This window comes from Massilia sp. METH4, assembly GCF_037094685.1.
Classification (GTDB): domain Bacteria; phylum Pseudomonadota; class Gammaproteobacteria; order Burkholderiales; family Burkholderiaceae_D; genus Rugamonas.
The window spans coordinates 2187074-2206834 of record NZ_CP146614.1 but is presented as its reverse complement, the minus strand read 5'-3'; the positions used below and the strand labels follow the sequence as shown (position 1 = coordinate 2206834).

The window sequence follows — 19761 nt, the reverse complement described above, 5'->3', positions numbered from 1 at the left end:
AATGTTATGCTGGCGCCATCATGCCGACCGTACTGATCATTGACGACAATGCCGCCATCACGATGGCGCTGGAAGTGCTGTTCTCGCTGCACGATATCGCCACCCTCTGCGCCGCCTCGCCCGACGAGGGGCTGGCGCTGCTGGAGCGGCGTGCCGCGGTGATCGACCTGGTGATACAGGACATGAACTTCACCGCCGACACCACCTCCGGCGAAGAGGGCGTGGCGCTGTTCCGGGCGATCCGCAAGCGCCACCCGGACCTGCCGGTGATCCTGCTCACGGCATGGACGCATCTCGACGCGGCGGTGGACCTGGTGAAGGCCGGCGCCGCCGACTACCTGGCCAAGCCGTGGGATGACAACCGCCTCGTGGCCACGGTCAAGAACCTGCTGGAACTGGGCCAGGCCAACCGTGCGTTGCGCCAGCGCATGCAGGGCGAGTTGCGGCAGCGGCGCGAACTGGAACAGTACGACCTGCGCGGCCTGGTGTGGCAGGACCCAGCCACCGAGCGCGTCATCCACCTCGCCTGCCAGGTCGCGCGGGCCGACGTACCGGTGCTGATCAGCGGCCCGAACGGCACGGGCAAGGAACGCATCGCCGAGATCATCCAGGCCAATTCGCAGGTGGCCGGCGGTCCCTTCGTGGTGCTCAATTGCGGCGCGTTGCCGGGCGAACTGATCGAGGCCGAACTGTTCGGCGCCGATGCGGGTGCCTATACCGGCGCCTCCAGGGCCCGCGAGGGCAAGTTCGAGGCGGCCGACGGCGGCACGCTGTTCCTCGACGAAATCGGCAACCTGCCGCTGGCGGGCCAGATGAAGCTGTTGCGCGTGCTGGAAACGGGCCGCTTCGAGCGCCTGGGCTCGAACCGCGAGCGCACGGTGGCGGTGCGCATCGTCAGCGCCACGAACGCCGACCTGCCGGCCATGATCCGCGCGGGCACTTTCCGCGAAGACCTGTACTACCGCCTCAACGTGATCGAATTGAAGCTGCCCGCGCTGGCCAGCCGCCCCGGCGACATCCTGCCGCTGGCGAGGCACTTCCGCGGCGCCGGCAAGGCATTGCTGCCGGACGCGGAAGCGGCCCTGCTGGGGCACCCGTGGCCGGGCAATGTGCGCGAACTGAAGAACGTGATGGCACGCGCCCGCCTGCTCTCCGCCGGGCCCGCCATCGGCGCCGCCGACCTGGGCCTGCCCGCCCCTGCCGCCGCTGGCGCGCCGGATGCGGAACCCGACCGCGATGCGATCAGCGGCGCGCTGGCCCGGGCCAATGGCGTGGTGGCACAGGCGGCCGCCGAACTGGGCCTGTCGCGCCAGGCCCTGTACCGCCGCATGGAACGGCTCGGCATCGCGCGCCCCTGAGGGCGCCGCGGCGCAAGGCCCCATCGGAAGGCATGCGACTTTCCCTTCTCACGCGCTGGTCGGCACTGGTGGGCACGCTGCTCACCGTCGGCATCGTCATCGCGCTGGCGCTCGACCATTACCTCCCCGGCCGGCCACTGCTGGTGCTGGGCGTCTGCCTGCTGTGCGTGGTACCGCTGTCGGTGATCACGATCCGCGCGCAACTGCGACCGATCGTGTCGCTGTACCGGGCGCTGGCCGGCACCGTCACCAGCTACCGCGATGGCGACTTTTCCTTCAGCCTGCACTGGCCGCATGACGACGAGCTGAGCGAACTCGTGGCCGCCCACAACGCGCTGGGCGAAGTGTTGCGCGAACAGCGGCTCAACCTCGTGCAGCGCGAGCTGCTGCTCGATACGATGGTGCAGAACACGCCGGTGGCGATGCTGCTGGTCGCCGATGCGGGGCCGATCGTGTATGCGAACGTCGCGGCGCGCCACATGCTGGGCGCCGGGCGCAAGCTGGAAGGGCACCGCCTCGACGCCCTGCTGGAATCGGCGAAGGCGCCGCTGCGCGACGCCGTCGCGCGCGGCGGCGACGGCCTGTTCACGATCGGCGAAGGCGACGAGGAAGAGGTGTTCCACCTGGCGCGGCGCCGCTTCCACCTGAACGGGCGCCGCCACGAACTGTTGCTGTTGCGCCAGCTGACGCTCGAGCTGCGGCGGCAGGAAGTGCAGACGTGGAAGAAAGTGATCCGCGTGATCAGCCATGAGCTGAACAATTCGCTGGCCCCGCTGGCATCCCTGGCCCATTCCGGCACCGAACTGGTGCGCCGTGGCCAGACCGAACGGCTGCCCCAGATCCTTGCGACCATCGAGGAACGCACGCGCCACCTGGAGGGATTCATCCTCGGCTATGCGCGCTTCGCGAAACTGCCGGCGCCGCGGTTGACCCCGCATGCCTGGCCCGCCTTCGTTGCCGGGCTGGCCGGGCAGGCCACGTTCCGGCTCGAGGGCACGTTGCCGCCCGAAACTGCCGCATTCGATGCCGCCCAGCTGCAACAGGCGCTGCTGAACCTGCTGAAGAATGCGCATGAATCGGGCTCCCCTGCCGATGCTGTCGCCCTGGAAATCCGGCGCGCGCAGGATACGGTACGGATCGAGGTACGCGACCGCGGTCCGGGCATGAGCGATGCCGTGCTCACGAACGCGCTCGTGCCCTTCTATTCCACCAAGCGCAGCGGTACGGGACTGGGGTTGGCGCTCGCGCGCGAGATTGCCGAGGCGCATGGTGGCCGTATCACGCTGGCCAACCGCGACGGTGGCGGCCTGGCCGTCACGCTGCTATTGCCGGCGGAACGTAGGGCGGACACAACATGACCGCTGTCGGTTTTCTTAACGAATTGAGCCTACTCATAAGGCAACAATAAACCTGTGGCGAGGGAACCCGGCAGTTCTAATGTGGAACCACGCGGCCCGCATTGGGCGGCACTTTTTCCGGGGATTCCATCATGAAATATTCCAACGTCTTGAGTAGCGCGCTGAGCAGCACGGCGGTGGCTGTCGCGCTGGCGTTCGGCAGCGCGGCGTACGCCGACGATACCGTGACGAACGTAAACCTGGGCGGCAACGCCGACGGCACGCTGTCCGCGCATTTCGGTGTCACGCATACCGAAACCGGCGATTTCATCGACATCTTCAACTTCTCGCCGACGAGCGGTTCGTGGTCCGTGGACGCGAGCCTGGTGACGATCGGATTCCAACCGGCAACAAACATCAATTTCTACGCTGCCGAAATCAATGGCTATGCGATGACGTTGACCGGAAACGGCGTGTTCGAATACGGGTGGATGCTGGGCGAACCGATCATGGGCCCGCTGGTTCTGACCGTGTACGGCGACACGGAAGGGATGATGGGCGCGGCCTCGGCCAGCTACGCGGGCACCATCAACATCAGTCCGATACCGGAACCGGCAACCTACGGCATGCTGTTGGGTGGCCTGGGCGTTCTCGCCATGCTCAGCCGCAAAAAGTTGCAAACTTCACTCAAAAGTTCCTAAAAGCATTTAAAAACCGTTGATGAGTGGCAAAAAAGACGCTTCGGCGTCTTTTTTTTTGTAGCTAATTGTAACGCTCTCAATAAAATATTGACAACACCTTAAAGCTGGCTTAACTTGTCGACTCCTATAGTTAATAACCCTTCGACGAGGTAAGCATGAAATTGAAATCTCTCGCACTGGCAGCTGCCCTGCTGCCCGCCTTCGGTTCCGCTCTGGCTGCCGACTACACCATCGACCTGATCGGCGGTCCGAACGTGTACTCGGCTTCCCTGGGTGCTTCGCACCTGGCCGGTTCCTTCACCGACACCTTCACCTTCACCGGTTTCAGCGGCGAAGGCACCGTGTTCGGCAGCCTGATCAACACGGCAACCAGCGTGTCCGACCTGTCGTTCACCAGCATCACGCTGAACGGCGTGAACGTTGACTCGGGCGATATCGGCCCGCTGTCGATCGCTGCAATCCTGGGCCAAGAAGTCTCCGGCCCGCTGACGCTGGTCGTGTCCGGCACCGTCACCGGCAACGCTGCTTCCTACGGCGGCGACTTCAACGTGACGAGCCCGATCCCGGAACCTGCCACCTACGGCATGCTGGCCGGCGGCCTGGGCGTGCTGGCCTTCGCCGCACGTCGTCGCAAGCAGCAGTAATTTCATTTCAGCAGTACCGCATCATGAAAAGGCGCTTCGGCGCCTTTTTTTTCGCGCCCGTTGGTACACTCGCGCGATGCAAAAGAACCGTTTCGACCTGCCCGGCCACCCTCCCGCCACCATCACCGAATTCGAAGGCGTACGCTCGCTCCACCTTGGCACCTCGTGGGTGCAGGGCGCCATGCGCCTGGCGAAGCCGGATGCGATCGAGCTCGAATACGTGCAGATGATGATGATGTGGCTGCTGTTCCTGGACCGCCCACGCCACATCGCCCAGCTCGGGCTGGGCAGCGCCGCGCTGACCAAGTTCTGCCATGCCCGTTTTCCGGATGCCCGGGTCTCGGCCGCGGAACTGAACCCGAATGTGATCGCGATCTGCGAAGCCCTGTTCGGACTGCCGCCGAATGACGGGCGGCTAAACGTGCGGCAGATGGACGCGCTCGATTTCGTCAACGACCCGGCCAATCACGGCAGCATCGACGTCTTGCAGGTCGACCTGTACGACGAGGAAGCGCGCGGCCCCGTGCTCGACACGCCGGAGTTCTACCAGGCATGCAGCGCTTGCCTCACCGAGCGCGGCATCATGACCGCCAATGTCTTCGGCGAGTTCGACAACTACGGCAAGAACCTGCAGCACATGGAACTGGCCTTCGACGCCGTGGCATGGCTGCCCGAGGTGCACGACGCGAACATCGTCGCGATCGCCTTCAAGTCCGCGCCGGTGCTCGACTTTTCCGTGCTGTACGACCGCGCCGCGGCAATCAGGAAGACCTACAACCTGCCGGCGAAGAAGTGGGTGGACGGCTTGAAGGAGTGGATGCTGGACCACGCCTGATGCGGCGCGCCAGCGGCCGCCGCGTATCCTTCTCCTCCCCCTTCGGCGCGGGGCGCCCTGCCCCGTGTCCCCAGGCAGCCTGCTGCCGCACAACCGTGGAACTGTCGTAAAAATGCCGCGCCGGCAGTGCGAAAAGTGCGCTTCTCGCAACGAAGGGCCAACAGCGTACGGCAGTTTCCCGTATTAATCACGCAATATTTTCACTCCGTTCATCTGGCGCAACAGCGCGTTACAACTTTATTACCGGCCAGTTAGACTCAGCGCGGGACACCCCCACCGCGTGCTTCACCCCATCCAACCAAGAGACGATAAAAGACACATGAAGCAGATCATCTTCCGCCGCACCGCCCTGGCCGGCGCCGCGCTGCTGCTGGCAACGCAGGCCTGTGCACAGACCGAAGCATCCGCCGCCCAAGCCGCCCCCGCGGCACAGGCCGAACAACAAACCGTCGTCGTGCTGGGGTCGCGCTCGGCCGCGCGTACCGCCCTCGACACCGCCGCCCCGGTCGGCCTGATCAACGTGAAGGACATGCAGACAGCCGGCCCGCTCGAGCTGGGCAAGCTGCTTCAGACGCTGGACCCGTCGTTCAACTTCTCGTCCACGTTCATCAGCGACGGTACCGACATCATCCGGCCCGCGACCCTGCGTTCGCTGGGCCCCGACCAGTTGCTGGTGCTGGTGAACGGCAAGCGCCGGCACCAGCAGGCGCTCGTCAACGTGCAGCAAACCGTCGGCCGCGGCTCGGCCGGCACCGACATCAATGCGATCCCCCTGTCGGCCATCCATCACATCGAGGTGCTGCGCGACGGCGCGGCCGCCCAATACGGTTCCGACGCGATCGCCGGCGTGATCAACATCGTGCTGAAGTCGAACGTGAACGAGACCCAGGTCTCCGGCCAGGTGGGCACCACCTCCGAAGGCGACGGCGACATGATCTCCGGCAGCGTGAACCGCGGCTGGGCGCTGGGCAGCGACGGCGGCTATATCAACGTTTCCGTCGAAGGCCGCCGCCGCAACGAGACCAACCGCGCCGGCCTCGATACCGCCCGCACCGATCCGCCGCGCGTCACGCAGCGGATCGGCGACAGCGATGCGAAGGATGCCTACCTGTGGGCCAACGCGGCACTGCCCGCGGGCCGTGGCGGCGAGTTCTACGCCTTCGGCGGCGCTTCGAAGCGCAAGGGCGATTCTTCCGGCTTCTTCCGCTCGGCCGGCGACGACCGCACCGTCACGGCGGTGTACCCGAACGGCTACCTGCCGAACATCCGCACCACGGTCAAGGATGCATCGTTGGCCGTCGGTTACCGCCTCGACCTGCCGAACGAATGGAAGGCCGACGTTTCGGTCAATCATGGCCGCAGTGAGCTGGCGTTCCATGAAAAGAACACGATCAACGTCAGCTACTGGTACGAGCCGCGGCCGGGCGGCGGCATCTATGCCGAGTCCCCTCTGGAAGCCGATACCGGCAAGCTGAAGTTCAACCAGACCACCTTCAACGCCGACGTGAAGGGCCCGCTCGCCAAGGGCGTGTTCTTCGCCACCGGCTTCGAATGGCGCCGCGACGGCTACGAGATCGAGGCCGGCGACCCCGTGTCGTACCAGTACGGCCGCACGAACAACCCGGCGATCCAGATTCTTACGCCGGCAGGCACCATTGCCGCGTCGGGCACCCAGGGCTTCCCCGGCTATACGCCGTCGACCGCCGTCGACGAGGGGCGCCACAATATCGCCCTGTACGGCGACGTGGAATGGCGCGCGCTCGACACGCTGCTGCTGACGGGCGCGGTGCGTTACGAAAAATACTCGGACTTCGGCAACACCACCACCGGCAAGGTCACCGCGCGCTGGGATCCGTCGAAACAGGTGGGCGTGCGCGGCAGCTATTCGTCCGGCTTCCGCGCGCCCGGCGTGCAACAGGCGTTCTACAGCTCCGTGTCGACCAACCTGAACGCGGAAGGCGTGCTGACCGAGACGCTGACGGCCCGGCAGGACAGCCCCGTGACCCGCGCGCTGGGCATCGCGCCGCTGAAGGAGGAAACGTCGCGCAATGCCAGCATGGGCCTGGTGCTGCGTCCGTTGCCGAACTTCTCGCTCACGGCCGACGTGTACCAGATCAAGATCAAGGACCGCATCGTGTTTTCCAGCACGATCGCACCGGAAGCGGGCGGCGGGCCGATCGCCAACGTGCTGGTGCCGCTGAAGGTGGGCCAGGCGCAGTTCTTCACCAACGCCGTCGACACCAAGACGAAGGGCCTGGACATCGTGGCCGAGCACACCTCGCGGTGGCCGGGTTCCACGCTGGTGCTGTCCGGCCAGCTGGGCTTCAACAAGACCGAAGTGACGGGCCGCCATTCCACTTCCTCGATCCTGACGGGCGAGCAGCTGTTCGACGCTTCGCAGGTCACGCTGATCGAGCACGGCCAGCCGCGCAAGCACCATGTGCTGTCGGCCGACTACACGGTAGGCAAGTGGAACGGCAACGTGCGGGCCAACTACTACGGCGAGGTAAAGGGCCAGGGCTTCACGCCGGGCTTCATCCAGACCTGGGAAGGCAAGTGGCTAGCGGACATGACGCTGCGCTACAACTTCACGAAGAAGCTCAGCCTGCAACTGGGCGTGAACAACGTGTTCGACACCTACCCGACGGAATGGGACAAGACCGGCGCCGCGCCGTTCCCGCAACTGGGCTTCACGCACTGCTGGGAAACCTGCCCGTTCGGCATCAATGGGCGCAGCATGTACGTGCGGGGTGACTGGGCGTTCTAACGTCCTCCCGGCCGCGCGGGTCGCCTGACCTGCCGCGGCCGGCTTTTGCCGGCTCCATAGCCGGCTCCGTAGGCGGCCAGGTGCACCACGGCCGCCAGCCGCTTCACCAGGCCCTCCATCGCGTCCGCCGGCACCTGGGCATACCCCAGCATCAGGCCATTCCAGGCTCCCCCTTCCCCCACCGCGTGCGTCGACAGCGCATTCACCACGATCCCCTCTTCCCGCGCGCGGGCGCGGATCGCTTCGTCCGGCAGCCAGTCCGGGAGCCGCAGTGACAGGTGCATGCCGGCCGAGGCGCCGTGCACGGTGGCGATGCGGCCCAGGTGCGTTTCCAGCGCGCTCACCAGCGCATCGCGGCGCTCGCGGTACAGCCGCCGCATGCGGCGCAGGTGCAGCAGGAACTGGCCGCTGGCGAGAAACTCCGCCAGCGCGAGCTGCTCGGCCGCCCGCCCCGCCGATGCCGACTGGGCGCGCAGCAGCGCCAGTTGCGGCGCCAGGCCGGGCGGCGCCACCAGGTAGCCGATGCGCAGGCCGGGGAACATCGTCTTGCTGAACGTCCCGCAATAGAGCACCGGCGCGTCGGGCACCAGGCCCTGCATGGCGGCCAGCGGCGGGCCGTCGTGGCGGAACTCGCTGTCGTAGTCGTCCTCGATGATCAGGGCGCCGGCGCGCCGGGCGCCGTCGATGAGCGCCAGCCGCCGCGCCAGCGACAGCACCGTGCCGACCGGGTACTGGTGCGATGGCGTCGTGTAGATCAGCCTCGGCTTGCGTGCCTTCCAGTCCTGCGCCGCCGGCGCCATGCCCTCTTCGTCCACGGCGATGCCTTCGACCGCCAGGCCGGCATGGCGGAACGCGGCCAGCGCGCCGCCGTAGCCGGGGTTTTCGTGCCACACGATGTCGCCTTCGTCCGCGCAGGCGCGGGCGCACAGGTCCAGCGTGGCCTGGCTGCCGTCGGTGATGAATACCTGCTCCGCGGCGCAGACGACGCCGCGCGAGGCACGCAGGTAATCGGCGATCGCGCCGCGCAGCGTCCACTCCCCGGCCGGGTCGCCGTAGTTCAGTTGCCTTGGATCGAGCTTGCGCCAGGCCCGGTCCAGCAGGCGGCGCCACAGGCCCAGCGGAAACGCGTGCAGGTCCGGCACGCCCGGCACGAAGGCCTGGCCTTCGCTGGCGCCGTTCGACAGCGGCCGCAGGTCCAGCGCGCGGCGCGACAGGCCCGCCTGGACCGGTGCCGGCCGGCCGCGGCGCTCGGGTGCGGCACCTCCTCCCGGCGCGGCATCGGGCATCACGCGGGCGACGACGGTGCCGCGCCGATCGGGCATCACGAAACCCTCGCTGGCCAGCTGTTCATAGGCATACAGCACCGTATTGCGGGCCATGCCCAGCTCGGCCGCCAGGGCTCGCGTGGCCACGAGGCGGGTGCCTGCCGCCAGGGTTCCCGCCCGGATCGCGTGGCGCAGGCATTCGTGCAGCAGGCGCTGGCGTGGCCAGCTGTGGTGGCCATGGTCGCGGGAGAAGGTCGACAACAGCAGGGCGTAGTCCATTGTGGTTCCAATCAATAGGCTGGCAGTGGACCTGTTCCAGGAGCCAGCAGCGCCATTATAGTGCGCCCTCAACCCACCGAATGGAGACCATGAACACTTCTTCTTCCTCCCGCACGCAAGGCCGCACGCAAGTGAAACGTTCCGCCAACCGCGCCAGTCACGATGCCGCTGTGCTGCATGCCATCATCGATGCCGCCTGGGTCTGCCACGTGGCCTTCCACGACGGGCACGACGTGCACTGCATTCCCACCGCCTGCTGGCGCATCGGCAACGACCTGTACATCCATGGCTCGAACGGCAGCCGCATGATCAAGTGCCTGCTCGGCGGCGATTGCTGCGTGACGATCACGCACGTCGATGGCCTCGTGCTGGCACGCTCCGCCTTCAACCACTCGATGAACTACCGCAGCGCCGTGATCTACGGCCGCTTCGCGGCGGTCGATGCGCAGGGCAAGCGCACGGCGCTGGAAGCGTTCATGGAACACCTGGTGCCGGGTCGGCAGCGCGAGATCAGGCCCGGCAACGACAAGGAGTACGCGGCCACCACCGTGTTGCGCATTCCCCTGGATGAAGCGGCCTGCAAGGTGCGCGGCGGGCCACCGGAAGACGAAGAGGCCGACCTCGCCATCGCGGCCTGGGCCGGCGTGCTGCCGCTGCGGGAAACGCGCGGCGCCCCCGTGGTCGATACCGGCTGCGATGTCGCGGCGCCGGAGTACGTGCGGCGCTGGCAGGAATAGGCCAACGCGGGGGGCGGCGGGCGCGGCGAGCTTGACCGGCTTGTCTTTATTGCACATCATCGCCGGGACGCGGCCATTCTCGCGCCGCGCATATGCTCATAAGGAGATCGCATGAAACGAATCCTCGCCGCCGCCATGCTGGCAGCCACCTGCAGCGCGCCCGCGCTGGCGGACGACGCGCTGAAGGCCGCCATCGGCGGCAGCCAGCGCAGCCCCGAGAACGTGAAACGGGACGTGTACCGCCATCCGTACGAGACGCTGACCTTCTTCGGCATCCGCCCCGACATGACGGTGGTGGAACTGTCGCCGGGCGCCGGCTGGTATACGGAGATCCTGGCGCCCTACCTGCGCGAGCGCGGCCAGCTGATCGCGGCGGGCGCGACGCCGGAATCGAAGGCCGCGAACGTCGCCCGGGCCGGCGAGCGCTTCAAGCAGAAGCTCGACGGCAATCCCGCCGCGTTCGGGAAGGTACGACTGGGCGCGTTCGAGCCCGCCAATGGGGTGTTCAACTACGCGCCGAAGAACAGCGCCGACATGGTGCTCACCTTCCGCAACGTGCACAACTGGACCGAGGAAGGCGATGGCCGGCTGAAAGCCGTCCTGAAGAGCGTGTACGACGCCCTCAAGCCGGGCGGCGTATTCGGCGTTGTCGATCATCGCCTGCCTGCCGCGAAAACGCAGGATGCAACCACGTCGAGCGGCTATGTGCACGAAGCCTATGTGATCAGGATGGCCGAGGCGGCTGGCTTCAAGCTGGCGGCGAAGTCGGAAGTGAATGCGAATCCCAGGGACACGGCCGACCACAAGGGTGGGGTGTGGGCGCTGCCGCCGACCTACGCGAACAAGGAGGTGGACCGTGAAAGATATGCGGCGATCGGCGAAAGCGATCGCATGACGCTGAAGTTCGTGAAGCCCTGACCAGCACCGGCACCGGGGACGGTGCCGTTACCACGGTGCCGTCCCCGCAGTTCCATTGCTGCGGTGCCGTTATCGCAGTGTCGTTTACCGATGAACCGCTTACCGATGTACCGGTGGTCCGCTTCCGACTCCACAGCCGCCGGTCTTGCCCGCCGGCGGCCGCCGTATCCTATTTGCGCTGGAGCCGGCTCATGAAGCTGCAAAAGGCAATGAAGCCCAGCACCATGGAACCGCAAACGGCAGCTACCGACAACATCAGTTCACTCATGCGAAGAATACTTTCACTTTTATGACAAGGGCGTGATTATGCCGCATTTGCACATGAAACAAACTCACTGAAACTCACTATTGCAATGAATTTTTTCCTGGAGCATCACACGGCGGCACACTGTTACGTGCCGCCAGCTTGCTAGCTTACCCCCGCGCATGGCGCCGCGACAATGCCAAGTGTTGTATATTTTTATAGTATTTAAAATAATTTTATCAGCTCATTCATGGTTGCGGTGCAGCATGCGCCATGAAAACAGCCAGGCGATCGAGGTGAACTCCTGAACAACTCCTGAAACCGGGGCGGTACGACGCTCGGCCCTGCCCCGGCCCCGTGGCGTCACTCCACCTTCCTGGCTTTTACCGGCGTCAGCGCCAGGTCGTGGAAGTCGTAGCTGAAGTCGGTTTCGTCGGAAATGGCCGACATCTTCGCCCGCTCGATCGAGCCGTCCGGGTTCAGGGCGAAGGTGACGTAGGCGTCGGCATTGAAGTTGCGCTCCTTCCAGCGCACGATGAACGTGTCGTGCTGGAAGTGCACCATCTCGCCGACGAGGTCCGGCGTGCGCGTGAAGGCCATGACCTGCCTGTTGCCTTCGTGCCGGATCACCACCTTGCCGTACCACGGGTCGCTGTACTCGCCGTCGTAAGCGGTGCGCGGCAGCGAGGGCTTCGAGCCGGCGGCGCGGCTTGCCGCGGCCTTGCCGACCTTTTCGCGGTCCTGGCGCAGCCGCTCCTGTTCCTCGGCGGCGATGAGGCCGATCCAGTCGGTCGGCGCGGCGCCCAGGTAATGGTCGAGGATGCGCCATTGCAGCGACGTCATCGAGCCCGAATTCTCGGCGTTGGTGAAGATCGCGATACCCAGCTTCTCTTCCGGCACCATCAGCACGCGCGAATAAAAGCCCTGCAGCGCGCCGCCGTGCAACACCAGCTTCTTGCCGCGGTAGTCGCGCACGTTGAAGCCCAGCGCATAGGCATTGAAGTTGGCGCGCGTGGCGGCCAGGGCCGGCTTGGGTTCCGCGATCTTCATCGGCGTGACGGGCGTCCAGAGCTCGCGCGATTGCCTGGCGGAGAACAGTCGCTTGCCGCCCTCGGGCAGTTCGCCGCCGGCCAGCAGCACGTTCATCCACTTGGCGATATCCTCGGCGCTCGTATTGATCCCCACCGCGCCCACCGCGTTCTCGACCGGCAGCGGCTTGACGACGGCTTGCCGGTCGTTGATGCGGCTGTGTGGCGCCGAGTGGTCGGGCGCGCGCAGCATGGCCGCCACGCTGGTCGTGGTATTCGTCATCTCCAGCGGGTCCAGGATCTGGCCCTGCACCGCCTCGCCCCAGCTCTTGCCCGTCTTTTGCGCGATGATGCGGCCGGCCACGATGTACAGCAGGTTGTCGTAGGCGTAGCTGGCGCGGAAGCTGGTGGCCGGCTTCACGTAGCGCAGGTTATGGATGATCTCGTCGGTCGAGAACGTCGTTGTCGGCCACCACAGCAGGTCCCCCGCTCCCAGGCCCAGGCCACTGCGGTGCGTGAGCAGGTCGCGCACCGTCATTTCCTGCGTCACGTACGGGTCGTACATGCGAAAGTCCGGCAGATGCCTGATCACCGGGTCGTCCCAATCGAGCTTGCCCTCGTCGACCAGCCTGGCCAGCGCCACGGCCGTGAAGGCTTTCGAGTTCGACGCGATCTCGAACAGCGTCTTCGCCGTGACCGGCGCCGGATCGCCCAGCTTGCGCACGCCGAAGCCCTGCGCGGCGATCACCTTGCCGTCCTTGACGATGGCGATCGCCATGCCCGGCACGTCGAAGGTCTTCAGGGCGCGGTTGACGTCGCGCGCCAGGTCGAAGGCCGGCGCGGTGGCGGTGGTGGCGGCATCGAACGCCAGCGCCGGCGCGGCCGGCAGGGCGAGCGACGCGCAGGCGCACAGCACCAGCGCGGCGGTGGTTTTCTTCAGGAACATCCTTACTCCATTATTTTTTCAGCAGCTTGTCGACGGACTTCTGCGTTTCCGGGTGATAGCGCGGGCGCGCCTTGGCGAACACGCTCTTCGCCCAGGCGGCATCCTTGGGATTCTTCAGCAGCGCCGTGTACAGCGGCACCACGAACTTCTGCCGGCCCACGCTCATCAGGAAGGCCTGCAGCTGTTCGCGCACGTCGTAGCCGGCATGCACCGAGGCGAGATAGAAGCGGTAGGCGATCTCGTTGTTCTTGCTGGTCTTCAGCGCAAAGGTCTGGTCCAGCTCGCGCAACTGCTCGGCGCTGGCCTTGTTGTCGATGTCGTTCAGGAAGTGCATCCACTCGGGCGCGCTCCAGCCGCGCGCCGTCAGGTCGGCCGTCGCCTGCTCGCCCTTCAGCCAGGCGGCGCGCTGGGCGTCGACTGCCTGGAAGCGCTGCGATACCACGCGCTGCGCGCTGGCCGGGATGCCGGGCCCGTACAGCCATTCATCCAGTTCGGCCGGGCTCATCACGTTGGGATGCTTGTCCAGCAGGTTGCTGCGCAGGTAGGCAAGGAACTGGTCGGTGGTGGCCGACTGGAAGGCATGCGTGTCGAACCAGCCGCGCAGGAACGGGTCGAACACTTCGCGGCCGGCGCGCTGCTCGAGCGTGCGCAGGAACCACGCGCCCTTCGGATACGCGAGGCCTTCGTCGGTGTAGGTCTCCGGATTCACGTCCGGATCGCGCGTGAGCAAGGCCTGCTTGGCGGTCGGGATCTCCTTCAGCGATGCCAGCGCCTCTTCCTGCTCGACCTGCAGGTTCATGTCCGCGAACTCGCGGCCATAGAGGATCTCGATGATACGCGTGGTCACATAGGTGGTGAAGCCTTCGTTGAGCCACCAGTGCTTCCACGAGGCATTGGTGACGAGATTGCCGGACCACGAATGCGCCAGCTCGTGCGCGATCAGGTCGTTCAGGCTGCGGTCGCCGGCGATCATCGTCGGCGTCAGGAAGGTCATGCGCGGGTTTTCCATGCCGCCGATCGGGAACGACGGCGGCAATACGATCATGTCATACCGCCCCCACCGGTATGGCCCGTACAGCGATTCGGCGGCGGCGATCATCTTCTCGGTATCGGCCAGTTCGAACGCGGCGGCCTCGATGCGGCCAGGTTCGGCATACACGGCCGAACGCGGGCCCACATTGCGCACGTCGATCTCCCCGATCGCGATCGCCAGCAGGTAGGAAGGCACGGGCTGCGGCATGCGGAACTTCCAGCCGCCCGCCCCCGTCGATTGCGGATCGTTCTCGGCGCTCATCACCACGCGCATGCCGCTCGGCGCCTGGATGCGCGCGCCGTACGTGAAGCGCACGGCTGGCGTGTCCTGCACCGGCGCCCAGGAGCGCGCTTCGATCGCCTGCGACTGGCTGAACATGAACGGGCGCTTGCCGGACAGCGTCTGCGCCGGCGTCAGCCACTGCAACGCGCCGGCGGTGGGCGCCGTGTGGTAATACACGCGCACCTTCTTCGGCTGGTTGCGCAGCGCGATGCGCAGCGCCTGGCCCTTCTTCGGATCGGGGCGGTCCAGCAGGTAGGAGGCCGGCACCCAGCGCCCGTCGTCGTTCTGCACCTGCACGCGGGCGATCGACAGCTGGCGCGTGTCGAGCACCAGGGTGCGCACGTTCTTGTCCAGCCAGTTCAGCGTCAGCTCGGCGTAACCGGTCAGCGTCTTGCGGGAAAAATCGGCCTTCAGGTCGAGGTACAGGTCGGTCGTGCGCACCTCGTTGTAGCGGGCATAGCTGAGCGGGTCCTGGGCGTGGGCCGCGGTTGCGAGCAGTGCCAGCGCGGCGGATATCGCCAGGCGCAAAGAAGGTTTTCGCATGTGCTTCCTTTATTTGACATGTACTGAGAGTCGGGCTTGCGCCGGGATCGCCGGCGCGGGCGCGGTGCAGAATAGCATACGGAACACCGATTTCATGCTCCGCCGGCCCCGACTCTGCTATCATGGCGCCCGTTCTTTGGGGAGTAGCCTCCTTGCCCGCGCACCGGCAGCGCCGCCGCGGGAAGAACCTGCGTCAACATGATCGGCCCGCAGGCCGTGGCGCAGGTGGCCGGCGCCGGTTCCATACCGGCGCGGGTCTGGCGAGACCAATGATCCACGGGCGGCCGCACAAACTAACAGGGGCCGGGACCGCTCATGGATCCTTGGTTAACATCCGGCCCCCAGCCACCTACATGGAAGCCTTCCTCGTCTCCACGGGCATCGTCGCCCTTGCCGAAATCGGCGACAAGACCCAATTGCTCGCCTTCGTGCTCGCCACCCAGTTCCGCCGCCCGCTGCCGATCGTGGCCGGCATCTTCGTCGCCACCGTCGTCAACCACTTCTGCGCGGCGGCGGTCGGCACCTGGCTGACCGAGCTGCTGGGCCCCGGCGCGCTGCGCTGGATCCTCGGCCTGGGCTTCATCGCCATGGCCGCCTGGATCATGGTGCCCGACGAAATCGACGAGGACGACACGCCCGCCAGTCGCTACGGCGTGTTCACCGCCACGGTCGTGGCGTTCTTCCTGGCCGAGATGGGCGACAAGACCCAGATCGCCACCGTGGCGCTGGCCGCCCGCTTCGATGCGCTGATTCCGGTCGTGGTCGGCACCACGCTGGGCATGATGCTGGCGAACGTTCCCGCCGTCTACCTGGGCAAACGCGCCGCCACGGCCGTCAACCTGAAGCTGGTGCACGGCATCGCCGCCGTGATCTTCGTCGTGCTGGGCGTGGCCACGCTGATGGGGGCAGGCACGGCCGTGGGCCTGTAAAACCGCCAAAACCGGTGGCAAAACCGGTGACAGGCACCTCGATTTTTGAAACAGTCGTTGCAAAATTGCCGGTGCCTGTCACCGGGTTTCGAGCAACATTTTCAGGGGACATGCAGGTCGACGGTGTGCTCGCGCCCGTCGTCGGCCAGCGCGATCTCGTTGCCCTGCTGCGCGACGCCGTCGACCGCCAGCGCCGCCGGGCCGCGCGTGACGCGGATCGCGTAGGTGGCCGAGCCATAGCGGTACGACAGGTCGAAGCCGTCCCACTCGTCCGGCAGGCGCGGCGCCAGCGCGAGGCGGTCGCCCTTGCGCTCCAGTCCCAGCAGCGATTCCAGGATCAGCCGGTACATCCAGCCGGACGATCCCGTGTACCAGCTCCAGCCGCCGCGCCCGACGTGCGGGTGCACCGCGTAGATGTCGGCCGTCACCACGTAAGGTTCCACCTTGTAGACGGCGGCATTTTCCGCGCTGGACGCATGCTGCACCGGATTGATCAGCCGCATCAGCTCCCACGCCTTCGCCGTGTCGCCCATCCTGGCGAATGCCATCACGGTCCAGACGGCGGCGTGCGTGTACTGGCCGCCGTTCTCGCGCACGCCCGGCACATAACCCTGGATGTAGCCGGGGTTCGGGTCGGCCTTGTCGAACGGCGGGTCGAGCAGCTGGATGAAGCCGCCGTCGCGCCGCACCAGCCGGGCATCGACCTGCGCCATCGCGCCCTTTGCGCGGTCGGGATCCGCGGCGCCGGACAGCACGCCCCAGCTCTGCGAGATCGAGTCGATCTGGCATTCGTCGTTCTCGTGGGAGCCGAGCGGCGTGCCATCGTCGAAATAGGCACGGCGGTACCACTGGCCATCCCAGGCATTGCATTCGACGTTCTCGGCCAGCTTTGCCGCCTCGCTGCGGCACTCCTCGGCAAAGCCCATGTCGCCGCGCCGCTCCGCGACCACGGCGAACTGCCGCAGCACGTCGATCAGGAACCACGCCAGCCACACGCTTTCGCCCTTGCCTTCGGCGCCTACCTTGTCCATGCCGTCGTTCCAGTCGCAGGAGCCGATCAGCGGCAAGCCGTGGGCGCCGAAACGCAGGCCATGGCGGATCGCCCGCACGCAGTGCTGGTACAGGTTTTCGGCCAGCGGGGAGCGGCCCGGCATGTCGTAGTAGGAATCCTCGTCCGGCTTCACCGGCCGCCCTTCCAGGTACTGGGCCTCTTCGTCGAGCACCGACAGGTCGCCCGTCACCTGCACGTAGCGGGCGGTGGCCAGCGGCAGCCACAGGTAGTCGTCCGAGCAGTGCGTGCGCACGCCACGGTCGGACGGCGGATGCCACCAGTGCTGCACATCGCCTTCGGCGAACTGGTGCGCCGCGCACAGCACCAGGTGCTCGCGAAGAAGGTGCGGCTCCGTGTGCACCATCGCCATCGCATCCTGCAACTGGTCGCGGTAGCCGAACGCGCCACCGGACTGGTAATAGCCGCTGCGCGCCCACAGGCGGCAGGCGATGGTCTGGTACATGAGCCAGCCGTTGGCGAGCACGTCCAGCGCCGCGTCCGGCGTCTGGATGCGCACCGCGCCGAGCGTCGTTTCCCAGTGCGCCCGCACCGCCTCCAGCGCGGCATGGGCGGCGGCGGCGCCGCCATGCTTCTGCACCATCACCGTGGCGTCGGCATTGCGCCGCCCGCCCATGCCCAGCACGAACACGAATTCGCGTTCTTCGCCCGGCATCAGTTCGAACGGCACCTGCAGGGCGCCGCAGGTATCCAGGCCCGTGCCAACCTTGCCGGACAAGCGCTGGCGCCGCATCGCGGCCGGGCTGCCCAGCGTTCCGTTGCGCCCCAGGAATTCGGTGCGGTCCGCCGTTGCCGTGCGGTTGGGCGCGTCGACGTTGAAGAAGGCCACCCGGCCCGAGAACTCGGTGTTGTAAGGATTGCGCGCGAACAGCGCGCCGCTCACGGCATCGAGCTCCGTCACGATGTGCAGGCCCGATTTCGAACGCATCTCGCCCAGCACCCATTCCACATAGCCGGTCGCCGACAGGCGCCGCGCCACCGGTGAATCGTTGCGCACCTTCAGCAGCGTGTAGCGCACCGGCGCGTCGCTGGCCACGAAGGTGGTCAGCGTGGAGGTGATGCCGGCCTCGGTGTGGTCGAACCGGGAGTAGCCGAAGCCGTGGCGGGTCACGTAGTCGCCGGTGCCCCGTGCCGGCAGGGGCGTGGGCGACCAGAAGTGGCCGCTGGACTCGTCGCGCAGGTAGAACGCTTCGCCGCTGGCGTCGGTGACGGGATCGTTGTGCCATGGCGTGAGGCGGAATTCGTGCGCGTTCTCGTGCCACGTGTAGGCCTGGCCGCTCTCCGAGATCACGCTGCCGAATTGCGGGTTGGCCAGCACGTTCGACCAGGGCGCCGGCGTTACCCGGCCATGGCCGGTGACGATCACGTACTCCCGGCCATCCCTCGTGAAGCCGCCGAAGCCGTTCCACAGGATCAGGTCATGCGGGATATGCGTGGCAGGCCCCGCGTCGTCGTACTCGCCGCGGCTGTCCGCCAGCAGGGGCGGCATGCGCAAGGCCGATTGCCCGGAGCGCTTGGCCTGCTCGGCCAGCGGGCCGCGCGCGTCGTTGATGATCACGCGCGCCACGGTCTGCAACAGGACGCGGTCTTCGCTGGAGATCTGTTCGAGCGGCCGCACGAAGATGCCGCCCGGCCGGTCGATCGCCTGCGCATCGATGCCGGAGGCGATCATGCCGATGATCTGGTCATACAGGGCCTGGCGGTAGCCGGACGTGTCCTCGAACCAGATCACCAGGTCGACGGTCAATCCCTTCAGGCGCCAGTAGGAGTGCGCCTGCACCATCTGCCGCGCCACCTCGATATTGGCCGAATCCTTCACCTGGAGCAGCACGATCGGCAGGTCGCCGGAGATCGCGTAGGGCCACAGGCCCGACTGGCCGCGGTGGTTCTTGATCAGCACGGAAGGGTCGGCGCGCAGCGCCGCGTTCGGGTAGATCACGTGGTTGGCCAGGCGGCTGTACAGCTGCCCGTCGGCCTCGCTGGCATTCAGCTGGCGCAGCACGACCTGGCTGTGCGTCCAGGCCAGCTCGAACACGCGGTCGGCCATGTGCCGGTCCTGGTACTTGTCGATCAGGTGTTGCGCCGCGTCGCGCGTTTCGGTCATGCCGGTGGCGATGTCCACGGTCGCCATCTGGTCCGGTTGCAAGGTGATGCGGTAGCGGATCGCCACCGCCGGGTCCAGCACCGAACCGTGGCCGCCGCCCAGCGGCCCCGGCTCGACCAGCGCGCGCGGCGCCCGCGCCGTGTTGCCCCGGCCGATGAAGTGCGCACGGTCCGTTTCATACGACACCTCGAGCACCTCGGCGTCGTGCACCGTCATCACGTGCAGCATGAACGGCGGCTGTTCGCCCTTGCCGCGCGGGCGCCGGGTACACACGATCGCCTTCTCGTCAGCCAGGATTTCGCTCTGCACGAACAGCTTGGAGAACGCCGGGTGCGCCGCGTCGGCCGCGGCGGGCGCCATCACGACTTCGGCAAAGCTGGTCAGTTCGAGCGTGCGCGGGCGGTTCGAGTTGTTCGTCACGCGCAGCCGGCGCATCTCGATATCGTCTTCCGGCGACACTACGATCTCCGTGTACAGGTGGATGCCCCGGTCGGTGCGGCGAAACTCGGCGCGGCCTTCGGAGAAGATCACTTCATGGTGCTCCGGCTCGGCCAGCGTGGGCTGGTAAGTGTTCGACCAGAAATGGCCATCCTCGTCGCGCACGTAGCAGAACTGGCCCCAGTTGTCGCGCGTGGTGTCCTCGCGCCAGCGCGTCACGGCCAGGTCGCGCCAGCGGCTGTAGCTGCCGCCCGCCGCCGTCACCATCACGTGGTAGCGGCCGTTCGACAGCAGTTGCACCTCG

Annotated in this window: 13 protein-coding genes and 1 riboswitch; of the genes, 9 read left to right on the top strand and 4 right to left on the bottom strand. The window is 66.7% G+C overall.

Going from position 1 to position 19761, the window contains the following annotated elements; translation table 11 throughout:
* Positions 1–20 precede the first annotated feature (20 nt).
* From V6Z91_RS09845 to V6Z91_RS09820, 6 genes are all read left to right on the top strand, one after another.
* Entirely contained in the window at positions 21–1358 is a 1338-nt protein-coding gene (locus tag V6Z91_RS09845) for a sigma-54 dependent transcriptional regulator (RefSeq protein WP_338769797.1), read from the top strand.
* 32 nt (positions 1359–1390) lie between these two features.
* On the top strand, positions 1391–2716 hold the full coding sequence (locus V6Z91_RS09840; protein ID WP_338769795.1) for an ATP-binding protein: 1326 nt from the start codon (positions 1391–1393) through the stop codon (positions 2714–2716).
* A gap of 131 nt (positions 2717–2847) precedes the next feature.
* A complete protein-coding gene (locus V6Z91_RS09835) occupies positions 2848–3396 on the top strand; it encodes an FxDxF family PEP-CTERM protein (RefSeq protein WP_338769792.1) in 549 nt (182 codons plus the stop codon).
* A 155-nt stretch (positions 3397–3551) separates the two neighbouring features.
* Positions 3552–4040 (top strand): FxDxF family PEP-CTERM protein, encoded by a 489-nt coding sequence (locus V6Z91_RS09830; RefSeq protein WP_338769789.1) that lies wholly within the window; start codon positions 3552–3554, stop codon positions 4038–4040.
* 76 nt (positions 4041–4116) lie between these two features.
* Positions 4117–4875 carry a spermidine synthase gene (locus tag V6Z91_RS09825; RefSeq protein ID WP_338769786.1) on the top strand — a complete coding sequence of 253 codons (759 nt, stop codon included), beginning with the start codon at positions 4117–4119 and terminating at the stop codon, positions 4873–4875.
* A gap of 319 nt (positions 4876–5194) precedes the next feature.
* On the top strand, positions 5195–7642 hold the full coding sequence (locus tag V6Z91_RS09820; RefSeq protein WP_338769783.1) for a TonB-dependent receptor: 2448 nt from the start codon (positions 5195–5197) through the stop codon (positions 7640–7642).
* Here the strand turns inward: V6Z91_RS09820 and V6Z91_RS09815 are convergent.
* Positions 7639–9186 carry a PLP-dependent aminotransferase family protein gene (locus tag V6Z91_RS09815; RefSeq protein ID WP_338769780.1) on the bottom strand — a complete coding sequence of 516 codons (1548 nt, stop codon included), beginning with the start codon at positions 9184–9186 and terminating at the stop codon, positions 7639–7641. The two genes, V6Z91_RS09820 and V6Z91_RS09815, sit on opposite strands and share 4 nt — an antisense overlap.
* Before the next feature lie 89 nt (positions 9187–9275).
* Between V6Z91_RS09815 and V6Z91_RS09810 the strand changes: the two genes are divergently transcribed.
* Positions 9276–9923, top strand: a complete 648-nt coding sequence (locus tag V6Z91_RS09810) for a pyridoxamine 5'-phosphate oxidase family protein (RefSeq protein WP_338769778.1) — start codon at positions 9276–9278, stop codon at positions 9921–9923.
* A gap of 111 nt (positions 9924–10034) precedes the next feature.
* Positions 10035–10841 (top strand): methyltransferase, encoded by an 807-nt coding sequence (locus tag V6Z91_RS09805; protein ID WP_338769776.1) that lies wholly within the window; start codon positions 10035–10037, stop codon positions 10839–10841.
* Between the two features lie 607 nt (positions 10842–11448).
* On the opposite strand, the gene V6Z91_RS09800 is transcribed toward V6Z91_RS09805, so the two are convergent.
* Together V6Z91_RS09800 and V6Z91_RS09795 are read right to left on the bottom strand one after the other, a co-directional pair.
* Positions 11449–13059, bottom strand: a complete 1611-nt coding sequence (locus V6Z91_RS09800; protein WP_338769773.1) for a serine hydrolase — start codon at positions 13057–13059, stop codon at positions 11449–11451.
* Between the two features lie 10 nt (positions 13060–13069).
* Positions 13070–14917 carry a M1 family metallopeptidase gene (locus V6Z91_RS09795; RefSeq protein WP_338769770.1) on the bottom strand — a complete coding sequence of 616 codons (1848 nt, stop codon included), beginning with the start codon at positions 14915–14917 and terminating at the stop codon, positions 13070–13072.
* 126 nt (positions 14918–15043) lie between these two features.
* Positions 15044–15158: riboswitch (yybP-ykoY riboswitch) on the top strand.
* Between the two features lie 112 nt (positions 15159–15270).
* On the opposite strand from V6Z91_RS09795, the gene V6Z91_RS09790 reads away from it, so the two are divergent.
* Positions 15271–15846 (top strand): TMEM165/GDT1 family protein, encoded by a 576-nt coding sequence (locus V6Z91_RS09790; protein WP_338769767.1) that lies wholly within the window; start codon positions 15271–15273, stop codon positions 15844–15846.
* A gap of 101 nt (positions 15847–15947) precedes the next feature.
* Here V6Z91_RS09790 and V6Z91_RS09785 read toward each other — a convergent pair whose 3' ends face one another.
* Entirely contained in the window at positions 15948–19757 is a 3810-nt protein-coding gene (locus V6Z91_RS09785) for a glycosyl hydrolase family 65 protein (protein ID WP_338769765.1), read from the bottom strand.
* Positions 19758–19761: the final 4 nt, after the last annotated feature.